The sequence below is a fragment of the Vibrio sinensis genome (assembly GCF_003605645.1).
GTDB classification, from domain to species: domain Bacteria; phylum Pseudomonadota; class Gammaproteobacteria; order Enterobacterales; family Vibrionaceae; genus Vibrio; species Vibrio sinensis.
In genome coordinates this window covers 27149-42122 of sequence record NZ_QVMU01000004.1, presented here as the reverse complement: position 1 = coordinate 42122, position 14974 = coordinate 27149, and the positions used below count along the sequence as shown (strand labels likewise).

Here is a 14974-nt window from a genome sequence, read left to right as displayed (position 1 = left end):
AGGCAATAAAATTCGATAGAAGGCTTTAGTCAGTGAATTCAAAAAAAATTGATAGCTGAAAGGAAATAACAGCAATACTAAATGGCAAAATTGGCGAGGAGTTGAGCAATTGAGAGGAACTATCTGTGAATTTTTTGATAGAGCTAACGGATTTTGTGTTAGGTCAGGTATAATTAGGGGTCATTTCCTAAGAATATAAGAACACTATGCATCAATATCTTGCGGTTACATCCAACGGTTTAGAAAATCTATTGGTTGATGAGCTCACAGCGCTTGGGATCAGCAATGCTAAACCTGTACAAGCCGGTGTGAAATTTAAGGCTAGCAAAGAACAGATTTATCGCTGCTGTCTTTGGAGCCGCCTGGCATCCCGTTTTGTTCGCATCTTGTCAGAGTTTAACTGTCAAGATGATATGGACTTGTACCTAGCAACCTCAGCGGTTAACTGGGTAGATCAATTCCATAGTTCAAAAAAATTCGTTGTGGATTTTAACGGTACCAACCGCGAGATTAGAAACAGCCAATATGGTGCAATGAAAGTAAAAGACGCTATTGTCGATTGCTATAACAAGAAGAACCTACCGCGCCCGTCGATCTGCAAAGAACAACCAGATCTTAGAATCCACGTTCGTCTGCATAAAGAGAAAGCAATTCTTGGTGTTGATATGGTAGGCAGTGGTTTGCACCAGCGTGGTTACCGCCCTGAATCAGGCCGTGCTCCGTTACGTGAAACGTTAGCTGCCGCCATTATTCTTCGTAGTGGTTGGAATGAAACAAAACCGCTACTTGATCCAATGTGTGGTTCAGGCACATTGCTTATCGAAGCTGCTATGATGGCCGCGAATATGGCACCTGGCGTAAACCGTAAGAAGTGGGGCTTCGAGTCACTAGAAGATTTCGATTTAGAGCTATGGACAGAGATTAAATCTGAAGCTTCTGTTCAAGCGCGAAGAGGTGTCAAAAAGACTGACGCTAGATTCTTTGGCTTTGATAACGATGAACGTGTGCTTAAAACGGCGCAAGATAATGCTCGTCGTGCAGGCGTTGAAGACCTGATCACCTTTACACTAGGTGACGCAGCTCAGCTAAAACGTCCTGCGGGATTTGAAAATGGTGTGATTATCTGTAACCCACCATACGGTGAACGTCTAGGCACGCATCCAGGTTTGATCGCTCTTTACACTGCATTTGGCGCTCAAATTAAAGCAGAGTTTGGTGGCTGCCAAGCATCGATCTTCTCAGGTTCTGATGAGTTGCTAAGTTGTCTGCGCATGCGTGCAGATAAGCAATTTAAATTGAACAATGGTGCGTTACCGTGTCACCAAAAGAACTACCATATTTCTGATCGTACAGTAGAGTCACGTGATGATGCAGTAACAGAAACAGTTGTTGCTCCGGACTTCTCAAACCGTTTGAAGAAAAACATCGCTAAAATTGGTAAGTGGGCGAAGAGAGAGAAGCTTGATTGCTACCGTATCTATGATGCGGATTTGCCAGACTACAACGTGGCGATCGATGTTTATCTTGATAACTTAGTAATCCAAGAATACGCAGCACCTAAAGATATCCCTGAAGAAACGACTAAGCGTCGATTGACTGATATTATTCGTGCGTCTATTCAAGTAACCGGCACTGAGGCGAACAAGGTTGTATTGAAAGTCCGTGAAAAGAAAAAAGGGCGCGATCAGTATAACAAATTGTCTCAACATGCTCAGACAATGCAAGTCAATGAGTATGGTGTGAAGCTTATTGTTAACTTGCATGATTATCTTGATACCGGTTTGTTCTTAGATCACAAATTGACTCGACGTCGTCTGGGTGAGATGGCTAAGGGCAAAGACTTTTTGAACTTGTTTGCTTACACTGGTTCGGCAACAGTGCATGCAGCTTGTGGTGGCGCTAAATCAACCACCACCGTTGATATGTCAAATACTTATATCGAGTGGGCGAAGCAAAACATGCAGTTGAATGGCCAAATAGGTCGTCAGCATCGTTTTGAACAAGCAGACTGTCTACAGTGGCTTGAGAAAGAATCGACTCAATACGATTTGATATTCATCGACCCACCAACGTTTTCTAACTCAAAACGTATGGAACAGTCGTTTGATATTCAACGTGATCATATTCAACTGATGAAGAATCTAAAGCGTTTGTTGAAAGCGGGCGGCACAATCGTTTTCTCTAACAACAAGCGTCACTTTAAAATGGACTTAGAACAACTCGAAGAGATGGGTTTGAAAGCGCAGAATATTTCTGCTCAAACACTCCCTATGGACTTCTCTCGTAACAAGCAGATTCACAACTGCTGGCTTGTTACTCACAAGGAAGATTAATTAGATATAAGGTCGCTAACGCATATGCCGTTAACTTTATATAGTACAGAGGGATGCCATCTTTGCGAGATGGCATTTGAACTTACACAACAACTGGGTCTGGACGACTCAGTTGTTGTCGTCGATATCGCATTCAATGACGAGTTATTCGCTCGTTACGGGGTCACAATTCCCATTCTCAATTATCAAGGCAATGAACTTAATTGGCCTTTCGATTCGCAACAACTACAAGATTGGTTAAACAATAATGGCATTACTTACCGTAAATAATGGATCGCTAGCATTTGGCGATCATCCGTTACTCGACAATGCAGATTTTGCTCTACAAGAAAACGAACGCGTGTGTCTTGTTGGCCGAAATGGTGCGGGTAAATCGACTTTAATGAAAGTACTTGCCGGCGATGTGATCATGGATGACGGCAAACTGACCATCACTCAAGATGTTGTCGTTTCTCGCCTAGAGCAAGATCCACCTCGTAATGAAGAAGGTACAGTATTTGATTACGTTTCAGGTGGCTTAGCAGAAGTCGGTGAACATTTAAAAAGTTACCACGATCTGCTTGATCTGATTGCCGTTGATCCGAGTGAAAAAAATATTAACAAGCTTTCACGTGTTCAAGAGACGCTTGATCACCTTAACGCGTGGCGTTTTGAAGACCGTATTAAAAACGTATTAGATGCGTTGAAATTAGATGGTCACACCAAACTAACGGATTTATCCGGTGGTTGGCAGCGTAAAGCCGCACTTGCTCGCGCTCTGGTTCGAGACCCTGATGTACTGCTTCTTGATGAGCCAACCAACCACTTAGATGTAACCACAATTGAATGGCTAGAAAACTTTTTAAAAGATTTTCGTGGTTCAATCATCTTCATTTCCCATGACCGTGCTTTCATTAAATCAATGGCAACTCGTATTGTTGATTTGGACCGTGGTCAACTCGCTTCGTTTCCTGGTAACTACGATCAGTATCTGATTGATAAAGAAGAGATGCTTCGCGTTCAAGAAATGCAAAATGCTGAGTTCGATAAAAGACTAGCTCAAGAAGAAGTGTGGATTCGTCAGGGCATTAAAGCTCGTCGTACTCGTAACGAAGGCCGTGTTCGCGCACTTAAAGCGTTAAGAGAAGAGCGTTCAAATCGTCGTGAAGTGCAGGGTAAAGCTAACATTCAAATTGATGACGCAAACCGTTCAGGTAAGATCGTGTTTGAAGCTGAAAACGTTAATTATGCGATTGAAGGCAAAACCATCGTTTCTGATTTCTCGTTCAATATCATGCGCGGCGATCGTATCGCACTGATTGGTCCAAACGGTTGTGGTAAGAGTACATTACTTAAACTGTTGCTTGGTTCACTTGAAGTCGATTCAGGTCGATTACATTGTGGTACTAAGTTAGAAGTCGCGTACTTTGACCAGTATCGTGAAATTCTTGATCCTGAGAAGTCGGTTATTGATAACCTTGCGGACGGAAAACAAGAAGTGATGGTGAATGGCCGTCAGCGTCATGCATTAAGCTACTTGCAAGACTTCTTATTTGCGCCACATCGCGCACGTACACCTGTTAAAGCATTATCTGGTGGTGAGAAAAACCGTCTTCTACTGGCCAGAATCTTCCTTAAACCAAATAACTTGTTGGTGCTCGATGAACCAACCAACGATTTGGATATCGAAACTTTGGAACTTTTAGAAGATTTGCTTGCCAACTATCAGGGTACTTTGCTTTTGGTCAGTCACGATCGTCAATTTGTTGATAATACCGTGATGACTAGTTGGATTTTCGAGGGCAATGGTGAAATTGAAGAGTTCGTTGGTGGTTACCACGATGCTCAACAACAACGCCTACAAGTGAAGCAATCACGAGCGAGCGAAAAACCAGCAAAAGAGAACAAGGTAGTTGAGGCAAGTCCCAAAACCACACAGGTAAAAAGTAAGCCGACCAAGTTATCCTATAAACTGGTGCGAGAACTTGAAGCATTGCCATTAAAGCTAGAAGAACTGGAAGCGGAGATCGAATCTCTACAAGAAACAGTGAATAGTGCGGACTTTTTTACTAAGTCCATTGAGCAAACTCAACCAATTTTAGATAAGCTAGCTGCTGTCGAGCAGGAGCTTGAAGTTGCTTTCGAACGCTGGGAAGAGCTGGAAGCAATGCAACAGGAAAGTTAAAACTGATGAGTAGTAAATTATTTAAATTATCTGTAGTGGCAGCATCGGTTGCTACTACATTTGGTGCACAAGCAGCGCTTTATAAAGTTGTCGAAATTTCAGAATCTCAAAATAACACCTATGGTTTAGGTGGCTATGACACTGAATATTATGGTACTGCGATTGAGCAAGGCGAAATAGTAGGGCAAGCACTAGGTTGTTTTGATGGTGCAGTGCCATGTCCAGATTTCAAAATTGCTGCGGAAACTCGCAATTGGCCTGCTGGTATTAGTTATCGTGAAGAAGTGCCATTCGCGATGGACAATTCATTTATATATGCAGACTACAACGAAGCAGCGGATTTTGAGTACTATTGTGATAATCAACTGGGTTACGCGACGTGTGATGAATGGGGTGTCGAACAGTTTAATGGATACAAACAAGAGTTAAACAACGATTATCATAACTCTATTGCTTTTATTGAAGGTGGTACTTCGGTCTCGACTATTAATGCTGTAATCAATAGTCTCCATTCAAACAGTCAAGCGGTAGGAAATAAACGTGTAGATGGAACTAGAAATCAAGCTTTTGCTGATGGACAAACGTTATCTACTCCAACCGGTGCACCAAAAGTCGTACAAACACACGCTTGGAAAACTGATGGGACTTACACGGTAGGTAGTGTCTCACGTGAACAAGATACTGACGGTAATGGTATTTGGTTTTATTCTAAACCTATTATTTGGCAAAATGGATCGCCAATTGAGCTCGGATTTGGAAATGGGGGTGTTGTTCGAGATGGAAGCGCGCTAGGCCAAGCAAGTATTCGTGATTTTTATATTGATAATACGAATGTTTTTTATGGTGTCGGATATAATACCTATTCTGATCAAAGAATGGACGCGACAATCTATCAGGGTAGCACAACCGATTTATCAAAAGTAACCATTAAACCCGTTGTTAATGCTCAAAGTGGTGACGATTATATTTATACAAATTCTGTCGTATCTTCCATTAACAAAAATAAGATTGCGGTTGGTAGTGCAAAGCGTGATGGCCAAAAAGCGGAAGATGGAGCTGCCAATAATCGCCTTTTTTATGTTAAAGATGTAACTAATCCCACGGCAACTTATTTTTCCGGCGGAATTTTCTTTAATGGATCGGGTGGAACTATTGGGGCTATTAATGATTTCAACGAGGTCGTGGGAAGCATTGATGCAACCACTGCTCGAGAAATCGATGGTTCACCTCGAACTAAGCGTGGTTTTATTTACCCACTAGATTTGACAGGAACTGATAGTTCTCGGTTAGACTTGTTTAAAGGTAAAGCTTGGCTATTAGATGACTTAACTAATGGAGGTGAATTTTCCACACAGAACAATTACTTCCGTATTTTAAGAGCGTCTGATATTAATGGCGCTGGCGTTATTTCAGCGACAGCTATTAAATGTCCATCTGGTTACGTTAATACAAACACAGATGCATTATGTGGTGATGGGACACCTGGTTTGGAAACGGTAGTTGCAGTGAAACTGATTCCTGTTCAAGGTGCGACTAGCGACATGATTGAACCTCGTGGCAAAACTCAGACCACAGTGACACGCGAAGGCGGTTCATTTGGCTGGATTTCTCTGCTGATCCTAGGTGTGCTGGGCTTTAGACGTAAATAATACAAATTGTAATAAAGAGCACAGGTTCACAAATTTGGATCTGTGCTTTTTTTATGTCTTGTGAAAGTTGCTTTTTTGTTCGATTCTTAATTGTGTGGTCATCAAAACACCACATTAATTTAATAGTAGTACGTTAGACACCAGTTCATGTATGAGGACGACACTATGAAGAGACAAAAGCGTGACCGCCTAGAACGAGCACAATCACAGGGATACAAAGCAGGCCTAAATGGCCGCTCTACGGAAAATTGTCCGTATCAACAGATGGATGTTCGTTCTTATTGGCTTGGTGGTTGGCGTGATGCCAGAGAAGATAAACAATCTGGTCTCTATAAATAAAGACTTACTCCACATACAATAAGGAAAATGTGAGCCCCGAAAGGGGCTTATATTGACAACCCTAATGCACTATAACTAAATATATAGGTGACAAAAAAGCGACTAAACTAAGCCGCTTTTAAAATAGCTAAACGTTAAAATGCTGACGTATCTTGGAAGAGGCCAACTTTTAGGTCTTTTGCTACATAAATTTCTTTTCCGTCTACGAGTACGCGGCCATCCGCTAAACCCATAACAAGACGACGGTTAACCACACGTTTCATATGAATTTCGTAGGTTACTTTTTTTGCCGTTGGTAGAATTTGGCCTGTGAATTTCACTTCGCCAACACCTAGTGCACGACCTTTACCTTTGCCGCCAACCCAACCTAGGAAGAAACCAACAAGCTGCCACATAGCATCTAAGCCTAGGCAACCTGGCATCACAGGATCGCCAGGGAAGTGGCAATCAAAAAACCAAAGATCGGGAGTAATGTCCAGCTCTGCTAGGATAAGACCTTTACCGAAATCGCCTTCTGTTTCAGACATTTTAGTGATTCGATCCATCATTAACATGTTTGGCGCTGGTAGTTGAGGATAACCAGGTCCAAACAATTCACCTTGGCTTGATGCTATTAGGTCTTCACGACTATAAGAATCACGTTTATTTTGCATTATCAATTACTCCAATATTTGATAAGGTGCATCTTAGTGAACACGTGTACGCTAAACAACTCCGATCAGTGCTAAACAAACCAGTTTTTGATGCGTTCCACAATTCCTTGCGGATGTTCGTGTCTTTCAAAGTTTTCAATACGTTCTGCAATCTTACTGATCACACTTGTTTCATCATCACCACGGAACGGTTTGCCCATGATGATTGGTATAGCTTCATCAACAGTTTCAACTGACCATATATGAAATTCGCCAGCTTGGATACTCTCAACCACATCGGTATGTAGGGCAAGGTGTTTTAAATTTGATTTTGGTAAAATCACACCTTGGCTGCCAGTTAATCCTTGATGCTTACATACGTGATAGAAACCTTCAATCTTTTCATTCAACCCACCAACAGCTTGAACTCGACCAAGTTGGTCGACAGCGCCCGTTACAGCGATTTGTTGGTTGATTGGGTATTCAGATAAAGCACTAACAAAAGAGCACAGCTCCGCAAGTGTTGCGCTATCACCATCGACTTCACTGTAAGATTGTTCAAATACCACAGATGCAGAGTAAGGAAGAGGTTCGTCTAATTGCAACGCACTTGATACAAATGCTTGCATGATCATCATACCTTTTGCATGAAGGTTGCCACCAAGTTCCGCTTTGCGTTCAACATCGGAGATATCACCATCACCGAAGTGAATCACACAAGAAATTCGCGCTGGTTCACCATAAGATTCAGGATGACCAGCTACATCGACGACGGTTAAGCCATTCACTTGTCCAACGCATTCACCATCAGTTTCGATAATGACTTGTCCATTGAGAATGTCAGACAAGGCACGTTGAGGTAAATAGGCTTGTCGGTAGTATCGATTGGCAATCGTTTGATCGAAGTCTTCGTAAGTAAATTGGTTGTTCTCTACAGAGAGAGCACTTTCTTCAAAAATAGAAAGGTACCATTGAATGTCTGCAGGCATATAACCTTGGTCTTCTGTAAAGCGTGCACCAGCAATCATTAATCGATGAATCGCTTTAGAAGTCAATGTTGGAAGTTTGTATGTATCTGTTATCCAACGTAAGTAACCAAGGTATTGTTCAATCGTGGTTTCGTCGAGTAGCAAGTCTTGCTCGATTTCAGTGTATAGAGCAAGGTTGTGATAAAGGTCTGGCTCTACATATTCAAGATCAGCAATTTGGCTGCGATCGCCCATAACAATCAGTTTTACATTGTAACGATTTGATGGAATCTCTTTTGCCTGACGCGCAGGATTGCTATTTACTGGGCTGACATAATCACCCATTAAGGCCGCTTTCAAATGCTGCCAAGACGCAGGGTTAGCCAGTAGTAAGTTAACTGAAATAACAATGTAACCATTATTGGCTTTTTCAAGTAGGCCCTGTGTTGAAACCGTAATGTTCCCCAATTCATCCGCAGTATATGAACCTAACAATGAGGTCATATTAATCGATTCTGTTTTCTCTACCGCCATATCAGTTCGATTGCGCAAAAGCTCAACCATCAGGGAGCGATAGAACACATTATCAGGTGAATTGATTACGAGTAGAGGGTTGAAACGAGTTAAGGATACGAAAGTAGATAGAGTCCTGTTTAAACGCGGCTGTAGTTCGATGAAGTCAACAAAAGGTAAGTTTGGGAATTGATTGATGGCATCATCAAAATTTGAATACTGTGGCACAACAGCACGCCAGGTTTCTTGGTTCATGGATTACATTCATATACTTGAAAAAGGTGAGAAATTATATAGAAAAACAAGATTGGGAGATAGTACAAATGATTCGTCTCGACATTTAGTTACAATGAGATTGTAACCCCAGTGAGGTTGGGTTACGCTGTCACTCATACTAATTTGGATCCGTACGTAAAATGAAATATCAGCAGCTCGAAAATTTGGAATGTGGTTGGAAATGGAAGTACCTGATAAAGAAATGGAAAGATGGTGATCAGATCACTCGATACATTGATAGGAGTGAAGCTGAAACCGCAGTTCAACAATTACGAACGTTAGAGCACGAACCAACGAAAGTGCTTGAGTGGATTGAGCAGAATATGGCAGTTGACCTTGAGAACAAGCTTAAACAAGCGATTCGAGCAAAACGTAAGCGTCATTTTAATGCTGAACAAATTCATACCAAGAAAAAATCGATAGATTTGGATTATCGTGTTTGGGAAAAGCTCTCTTTTCGTGCCAATGAACTAGGCTGTACTTTATCAGATGCAATCGAATATCTGTTATCTGAAGCATCTCGAAGTGAGAAAGCCAGTAAAGCCGTAAACAGTTTAAAAGAAGATTTGTCTAAATTACTATCAGATTGATGGGCTAGGGAGTGACTTATGGTGTATGTGATTCTTATTGCTGCGGCCATTATATTTTGGTTAATTGTCATTGACAGACCTGTGGTCAAAATAACTTTTTCAGATGGACATATTACAAAGGTAAAAGGACATCTTCCTGCAAAATTTAAGCATAACTTAGTCGAGATTGGGGAAAAAAATTCATTTAATGGAGAATTGAAAGTTTATCAACAGCGCACAGGCGCAAAATTAGTATTTTCTAAACAAGTTCCAAAAAGTGTCCAGCAAAGAATCAGGAACGTGTTTCCACATCAAGGATTTAAAGTGAAAGGCGATCGTAAAGCTAGGTAGCATTTGTTTAGGCCGTAAGTAAATATAGGGTCATTATTGGTTGATATTTCTATATTATGTTAAAAGAAAGGAGCAGGTAGAATAAGGTTCTTCTTCAATGACAATTCATTTCTATATAACAGAAGAGGTATGATTATTGTCATGGAATCTCCGATATCTGGGTTACCAGGATATATAGTCGAGATCTTGTGATACACTTTAAGTATAGAAACGAACAAAGGTAAAAATGTTGTTAGTTACCAATAAAAACTATACTGAAGAAGCTAACGAACTCGCGCGAAAAATAGCCTTAACAACAAAAGAGCGCCATGCAAAGTGGTTGGTTAGTGTTAAATATATTTTGGATCAATCTAATGTTGATTCTATATTAAGTCGCCAATCTGATTTTTGTGACAGTGTCATTCTTTCAGAAGAAGAACGTGTTACGGATAAACAACGCTTATTATTAGAGTGTGAGAGTGAGCGCGTTCAAGCTCGGCGACAAAAAGAAGAAGAAAGAGTTCGCATCCATAAGCATGTCGTTTCCACTATAAGTGCTCATACTGAAAAATTGCTTACAGAGCGATTTAATGAGGAGAATGCTCTTCGTATCTTCGGTAATTTCCCCGATTTTGAACACTTCCTACAAATAGCTTATTCACCATCACTCAGTTTTAGTAGTTTAAGCTCATTAACCACCAACAATAATAGACTCAAAAACAGTGTGCTTGAACTAGTCAACGACCCTAAATTCTGTAGCAGGATAGGGAAGTCGAGTCGTTCTCTTACCGACCCAAAAATGGCTATCGGTACTCTTGGTATTGATAACAGTCGATTACTATTTCCGATACTGATGGCGAAACCATTATTAAAATGGCATGACCCTGTAACAAAATACATTGCCCCTAAAGTCTGGCAACATATGATACTGACCGCTAATGTGACACGCTTACGACTAAAACAAGCGGGATTAGAAAATGATGAACAAGGTATCTTATTAGGTATATTGCGAACGATTGGGTATTTCGCTTTAGTTAATCAATTCTCTCAAGCATTTGAAGATGCTCTTGTCGAAAAGATGCAGTCTTTTCGTCGACAAAATAAACGAAATGAATATTATGCATGTGCAGATGTTAAACCAACCCTAAGTATTTTACCGCGTTTATTCCTGAAGCTAGAAAAACAGATTACATTAAATATTATTTCATCATTTGAATGGTCGCCGAATACGATTCATTTAAAAGCGGCATTGATTGAAGATTTTGAAGATGTACCGGTATTAAAAAGAAGTCCACATGGTGTTGCATTAGCACAAGCACAAACATATTCAATGTATGACATGCTAGAACGTAGCAATGTGTTTGTGGAAAAACATAAACCGTATTTTTTTGCACATGTTCAAATGCCGCCAGGTATCCTCACAGAACTACGTGCCTGTAATCCAGGTCGAGTCGAACTTGCTACATAGTTAACGCGGAGTGACGGTGTCACATTTTAACTATTGTGCACAATAGTGATATCAGTGCGAGCATTCTTAGTAGAAGCATCTCTATGACCACTAGATTAGCGATCGTCTCAGAGAACCAAAGATAGTAACTGAGTAGATCGCAACTCAGTCTCAAGCTGCTTAGTTTGAACTGAGCACTTCAAAAACAGACAATCGCTAAGTAAAGAAGAGCTAAGATTAAGATGTAGCGAGCTTTTTAGCACGCTATATCAATCGCGAAAATAGTAAATGCTGTGTGCGCATGAAAGAACAAGCACAACATTGATAAGTGTAAATAAGTGTAAAAGACAACTGACCAACAGCTTAAGTACCGTTGCAAGAAGAAGTTCATGCGTTAACCGTGTACTTAGAAAATCTTCATCCGCTAAACGTGTGGTTCTAAGTAGCACAAACATATCATCAACAGCATAAACACATCGAACAGCTGCCATCTGAACAACGATTATGAGTCATTTATGTGGGTAATTTGGCCTATAATCAACGGTGTTGTCAGTGCGCATTATGTCTCGTTAAGTTAAATACTGTTTCATATCAACAATTTGCAGATACTCTTGTTTTTGAGAGTATCATCTATGAAGTATCGCGAAATGACTAAAAACTATGTTTTTCGTGAGTTTGAGTGCGGATTAAGCAAAGAAGAAACAGCGAAACTTTGTTTTAAATCTTTGAGAGCAGTCACAGAATGGGATAAAGGAAAAGCTATTCCTAAAGAATGTAAGCGTCTAATGAGAATGGCGACAGGTAGGGAATTAAGTCAATCAGATGTATGGCAGGGGTTTATTATGCATCCAGATAAATTAGAGTTACCAACGGGTAGAATGATTAGCCCCCAAGAATTATTAGCAGGAATAGCCTTGTTAGAAATTCAGTCTGAGCTAGAAATTGTAACTACGACTAGGCTATTAAAGTATGCGAGAAAAATAGCAGACATAAAAAATAGTCAGCAATCTAAAAATAAGAATACTTGATAATAAAGGGGGGAAACCCCCTTTATTGATTACCTTGCGATTAAGCGTTAAAGAAATCACTATCTAACAAAAACTCGGATAGAATTTTTTTGATGTAGAGTTCGAATGCTTGATTTCCTATCAAATTCAAATTAAGTGTACCATAGCCTAAGTTTTCCATTCTAGGAACGCTAAGAGTAGCATGGCGATCCAGAAACATATCAATAGCATCTACTTCTTTATCAAAGACTATAGCGGAAATTTTTATATGATAAACAAATTCATTTTCCCAAAGAACGATGTGTTTCTTAATTTTGAATTTGTAAGATAACCAGTTGATCTCGAGTGGTTCATCAGTGATCTCTATGTTATTCATAAAACTTATTTTACCAAAAAATGTTGTCCAAACACTTAGTAATTCGTTAGTTCTACTTTCATGCTCACTCCAACCAATTAACTGTTCTACTTGCATAATACGCTCTCCTTTTTGTTTGGACTTATTAAAACACATATGTTCTATATTCAGATTCGTAATTGTTTTATTTTGTGGGTTGGCCACAAAACAATTAAGTTAGTTAAAATTCATGCTGGGAACGTTACGCTATGATGGTCTTTCAAGCATTACATCAATGTCAGAATTAATATTAGAAGCCAATCCGTATAGTTCTTTCTCTAACTCAAAATAGTCATATGTCTTTTGAACTTTAAATCGCTTAAACATAATCCCTGCAGAACCAGTGGCCGCATCAACAAACAAATCACGTTTTTTTCTATCATCTCGTTCATGGCTAGAATCATCTAGCTCAATAACCATGTGGATTTCTAACGTTTCAGGGTCACAAAGCACAAAATCATAATGCTTACAGGCAATTTGATTGAATGCTTTCCTCCAGGTGCTTTTGTCATATTTTCCTTTTTTAGGACTCAATACATCAGCGATACGTACTTTAGAAAAAATAAGGTGGCGTCCCTTAACTGATACCGTTAATGCTTGATAAAAGGCCAGTTCCGATTTAGTGACCAATGTCTTTCTAGATTGATAGAGGTAGTCAGTAGCTACCACACCTTTTTCTGATTGCTTTTGATTACCTTTTGATAGGCGCCCAAGAACGATTAAAACAAAGATAACGCCTACCGCGATAAAAACAACATTGAGATCCATTGAGCTTTTCCTTAATCAAATAGATGCGAGAGCATATCAAGTCTTTGCATATTATTAAGAGCAAGAGATCAAAGATTTTGGAGTGATGGGGGAAATACTTTCACCCCGTATTACTATACGGGGTGCGAACACGCCCCATTTTTCGGCACTCAAAACGGGGGTTAACGTTTGACTAATTCGAGTTGCAGTAGCAGAAGCCGCCACTGGTGAGGAGAGTCTCTGCGAGGCTCATCTTTGCAGAAGAAAGGGTGATTTTTCGGATTAGCGTAATCCGCTTTTGTTTTCGCTCAACAAGCTATATCGAACAAATAGGCAAGGTGGGTTCGCTTATCCCTGCGGGGCTAGTGAAGTGGGCACAATGAGCAGCAGCAAACCCATAAACGAAGTAACAACATTAGCCGCGTTATTGTGGGCAACCTCCCCGACGAAACGGGGCCCCTCCCACAAAACGCGAGCATTAAAACGAGGCTATAGGGTTAGCCGCGAATAGCTCCTTTTCATCCACTTGCTTTTCATAATCCCCGCAGACGACAAACCGCGAAGAACCCTCATAGGTCAGTTGGTAAATGCACTCAGTCATCTGTTTGAACGTATAACCCATGTCTATCAAATCTAGGCTGTTTGTTGTGAAAAGCTTCATATCGTTTTCAAACACATCAATATAAACCTTACTAAACGTATTGCCTCGAATTAGCCGTTTCTTATCATCGAAAGCAGCCTGAATGACTTCACCAGACGCATACAGTTTATAACTACTCAAAGGGTCAGCGACTTTAGGCTTAGGCGCATAAGCCGGAGTTGAGACCTCAATGTTTGTAGCTGGAGCATCCACAGGAACAGGTTCCGACTGTTCAGTTTCTTCAGGAGCTACACCGCCAAAAATACCACCGCTGGAAATCAGATAAATAGGGCCACCTAATAAACAAATAGCAGACACCCATACAGTCCAATGCTTCCAAAGCGGCTTAACATCTTTAGCCATTGCCTCTTCAACCGCTTTATTTGAACCAGTATGACTCTGATAAAACTTGAAATAAGCACTCTCATATTTACGCACGTTTTCGTTAAGAACTTCACCACCAGAGCCATTACGTACTTTGCGCGTATAAGACTTAGTCGAACCCAATGCTGTGTTTTTTACGCAGTAGTAATGAACCTCTATCATGTCTTTAATGTCACGATGAATTTTGCGCAGGTTCTGGGTCATTAACAATAAATCAGCGCCATAGTGACGATGCATTGAATACCATTCCAACACATCCACCGCGCACCCCCTTGCTGGTAATGCCAAATGCGCCTCATCAATAACATACAAAGGGGCTTGCCCTTTATCGTTACGCCAATCATCTTGATAGTCAGACAGCTTGGAGAAAGGGCGCTCAACATTACCAAAATCATTCAATTTTCCATCAATGGTAATCAATAGCTCATCAACAATGTCACCGAAGATTTTCCTAAAGTGATCACGATTCAAAGCAACATTGGTAATCACCCGACGACCATCTTTGATGGCCGGAATGATATGAAAGGCAACCGCTTCATAACTCTTGCCGCCACCTGGACGACCCGTTAGTGCATTAATCAT

The 14974-nt window shown here is 40.5% G+C and carries 14 protein-coding genes; 9 read left to right on the top strand and 5 right to left on the bottom strand.

Annotated elements, in window-relative coordinates; translation table 11 throughout:
* Window positions 1-206: 206 nt before the first annotated feature.
* From rlmKL to rmf, 5 genes are all read left to right on the top strand, one after another.
* Complete coding sequence (rlmKL, locus tag DZ860_RS06600; protein WP_120030146.1) at window positions 207-2333, top strand: bifunctional 23S rRNA (guanine(2069)-N(7))-methyltransferase RlmK/23S rRNA (guanine(2445)-N(2))-methyltransferase RlmL; 2127 nt, start codon at window positions 207-209, stop codon at window positions 2331-2333.
* 24 nt (window positions 2334-2357) lie between these two features.
* Window positions 2358-2603: a glutaredoxin family protein gene (locus tag DZ860_RS06595; RefSeq protein ID WP_120030145.1), complete on the top strand. Its 246-nt coding sequence runs from the start codon at window positions 2358-2360 to the stop codon at window positions 2601-2603.
* On the top strand, window positions 2581-4497 hold the full coding sequence (locus DZ860_RS06590; RefSeq protein ID WP_120030144.1) for an ABC transporter ATP-binding protein: 1917 nt from the start codon (window positions 2581-2583) through the stop codon (window positions 4495-4497). The genes DZ860_RS06595 and DZ860_RS06590 overlap by 23 nt, the downstream gene beginning before the upstream one ends.
* Before the next feature lie 5 nt (window positions 4498-4502).
* On the top strand, window positions 4503-6146 hold the full coding sequence (locus DZ860_RS06585; RefSeq protein ID WP_120030143.1) for a DUF3466 family protein: 1644 nt from the start codon (window positions 4503-4505) through the stop codon (window positions 6144-6146).
* A 165-nt stretch (window positions 6147-6311) separates the two neighbouring features.
* Window positions 6312-6485, top strand: coding sequence for a ribosome modulation factor (rmf, locus tag DZ860_RS06580; RefSeq protein ID WP_120030142.1), 174 nt, complete (start codon window positions 6312-6314; stop codon window positions 6483-6485).
* A gap of 134 nt (window positions 6486-6619) precedes the next feature.
* On the opposite strand, the gene fabA is transcribed toward rmf, so the two are convergent.
* A complete protein-coding gene (gene fabA / locus DZ860_RS06575; protein ID WP_120030141.1) occupies window positions 6620-7138 on the bottom strand; it encodes a bifunctional 3-hydroxydecanoyl-ACP dehydratase/trans-2-decenoyl-ACP isomerase in 519 nt (172 codons plus the stop codon).
* 71 nt (window positions 7139-7209) lie between these two features.
* On the bottom strand, window positions 7210-8853 hold the full coding sequence (locus DZ860_RS06570) for a S16 family serine protease (RefSeq protein ID WP_120030140.1): 1644 nt from the start codon (window positions 8851-8853) through the stop codon (window positions 7210-7212).
* A gap of 161 nt (window positions 8854-9014) precedes the next feature.
* Here DZ860_RS06570 and matP point away from each other — a divergent pair, with 161 nt between their 5' ends.
* The 4 genes from matP (at window position 9015) to DZ860_RS06545 (ending at window position 12248) form a co-directional block, all read left to right on the top strand.
* Window positions 9015-9464, top strand: a complete 450-nt coding sequence (gene matP, locus DZ860_RS06565) for a macrodomain Ter protein MatP (RefSeq protein ID WP_120030139.1) — start codon at window positions 9015-9017, stop codon at window positions 9462-9464.
* An 18-nt stretch (window positions 9465-9482) separates the two neighbouring features.
* Window positions 9483-9794 (top strand): DUF3634 family protein, encoded by a 312-nt coding sequence (locus tag DZ860_RS06560; RefSeq protein ID WP_120030138.1) that lies wholly within the window; start codon window positions 9483-9485, stop codon window positions 9792-9794.
* A 226-nt stretch (window positions 9795-10020) separates the two neighbouring features.
* The gene (locus DZ860_RS06555; RefSeq protein ID WP_120030137.1) at window positions 10021-11241 is read left to right on the top strand and encodes an HDOD domain-containing protein; all 1221 of its coding nucleotides are present in this window, start codon (window positions 10021-10023) and stop codon (window positions 11239-11241) included.
* Window positions 11242-11852: 611 nt separating this feature from the next.
* Entirely contained in the window at window positions 11853-12248 is a 396-nt protein-coding gene (locus DZ860_RS06545) for a phage protein (protein ID WP_120030135.1), read from the top strand.
* Between the two features lie 40 nt (window positions 12249-12288).
* Here the strand turns inward: DZ860_RS06545 and DZ860_RS06540 are convergent, their stop codons facing one another.
* From DZ860_RS06540 to DZ860_RS06530, 3 genes are all read right to left on the bottom strand, one after another.
* Complete coding sequence (locus tag DZ860_RS06540; RefSeq protein ID WP_120030134.1) at window positions 12289-12699, bottom strand: hypothetical protein; 411 nt, start codon at window positions 12697-12699, stop codon at window positions 12289-12291.
* 129 nt (window positions 12700-12828) lie between these two features.
* Window positions 12829-13389, bottom strand: coding sequence for a DUF2726 domain-containing protein (locus DZ860_RS06535; RefSeq protein ID WP_120030133.1), 561 nt, complete (start codon window positions 13387-13389; stop codon window positions 12829-12831).
* A 457-nt stretch (window positions 13390-13846) separates the two neighbouring features.
* Entirely contained in the window at window positions 13847-14974 is a 1128-nt protein-coding gene (locus DZ860_RS06530; protein ID WP_120030132.1) for a zonular occludens toxin domain-containing protein, read from the bottom strand.

Excerpts from the sequence above, each read along its gene's own strand:
- rlmKL (WP_120030146.1), top strand. The coding sequence starts at position 207 with ATGCATCAATATCTTGCGGTTACATCCAACGGTTTAGAAAATCTATTG.
- DZ860_RS06595 (WP_120030145.1), top strand. The coding sequence starts at position 2,358 with ATGCCGTTAACTTTATATAGTACAGAGGGATGCCATCTTTGCGAGATG.
- DZ860_RS06590 (WP_120030144.1), top strand. The coding sequence starts at position 2,581 with ATGGCATTACTTACCGTAAATAATGGATCGCTAGCATTTGGCGATCAT.
- DZ860_RS06585 (WP_120030143.1), top strand. The coding sequence starts at position 4,503 with ATGAGTAGTAAATTATTTAAATTATCTGTAGTGGCAGCATCGGTTGCT.
- rmf (WP_120030142.1), top strand. The coding sequence starts at position 6,312 with ATGAAGAGACAAAAGCGTGACCGCCTAGAACGAGCACAATCACAGGGA.
- fabA (WP_120030141.1), bottom strand. The coding sequence starts at position 7,138 with ATGCAAAATAAACGTGATTCTTATAGTCGTGAAGACCTAATAGCATCA.
- DZ860_RS06570 (WP_120030140.1), bottom strand. The coding sequence starts at position 8,853 with ATGAACCAAGAAACCTGGCGTGCTGTTGTGCCACAGTATTCAAATTTT.
- matP (WP_120030139.1), top strand. The coding sequence starts at position 9,015 with ATGAAATATCAGCAGCTCGAAAATTTGGAATGTGGTTGGAAATGGAAG.
- DZ860_RS06560 (WP_120030138.1), top strand. The coding sequence starts at position 9,483 with ATGGTGTATGTGATTCTTATTGCTGCGGCCATTATATTTTGGTTAATT.
- DZ860_RS06555 (WP_120030137.1), top strand. The coding sequence starts at position 10,021 with ATGTTGTTAGTTACCAATAAAAACTATACTGAAGAAGCTAACGAACTC.
- DZ860_RS06545 (WP_120030135.1), top strand. The coding sequence starts at position 11,853 with ATGAAGTATCGCGAAATGACTAAAAACTATGTTTTTCGTGAGTTTGAG.
- DZ860_RS06540 (WP_120030134.1), bottom strand. The coding sequence starts at position 12,699 with ATGCAAGTAGAACAGTTAATTGGTTGGAGTGAGCATGAAAGTAGAACT.
- DZ860_RS06535 (WP_120030133.1), bottom strand. The coding sequence starts at position 13,389 with ATGGATCTCAATGTTGTTTTTATCGCGGTAGGCGTTATCTTTGTTTTA.
- DZ860_RS06530 (WP_120030132.1), bottom strand. The coding sequence starts at position 14,974 with ATGATTAATGCACTAACGGGTCGTCCAGGTGGCGGCAAGAGTTATGAA.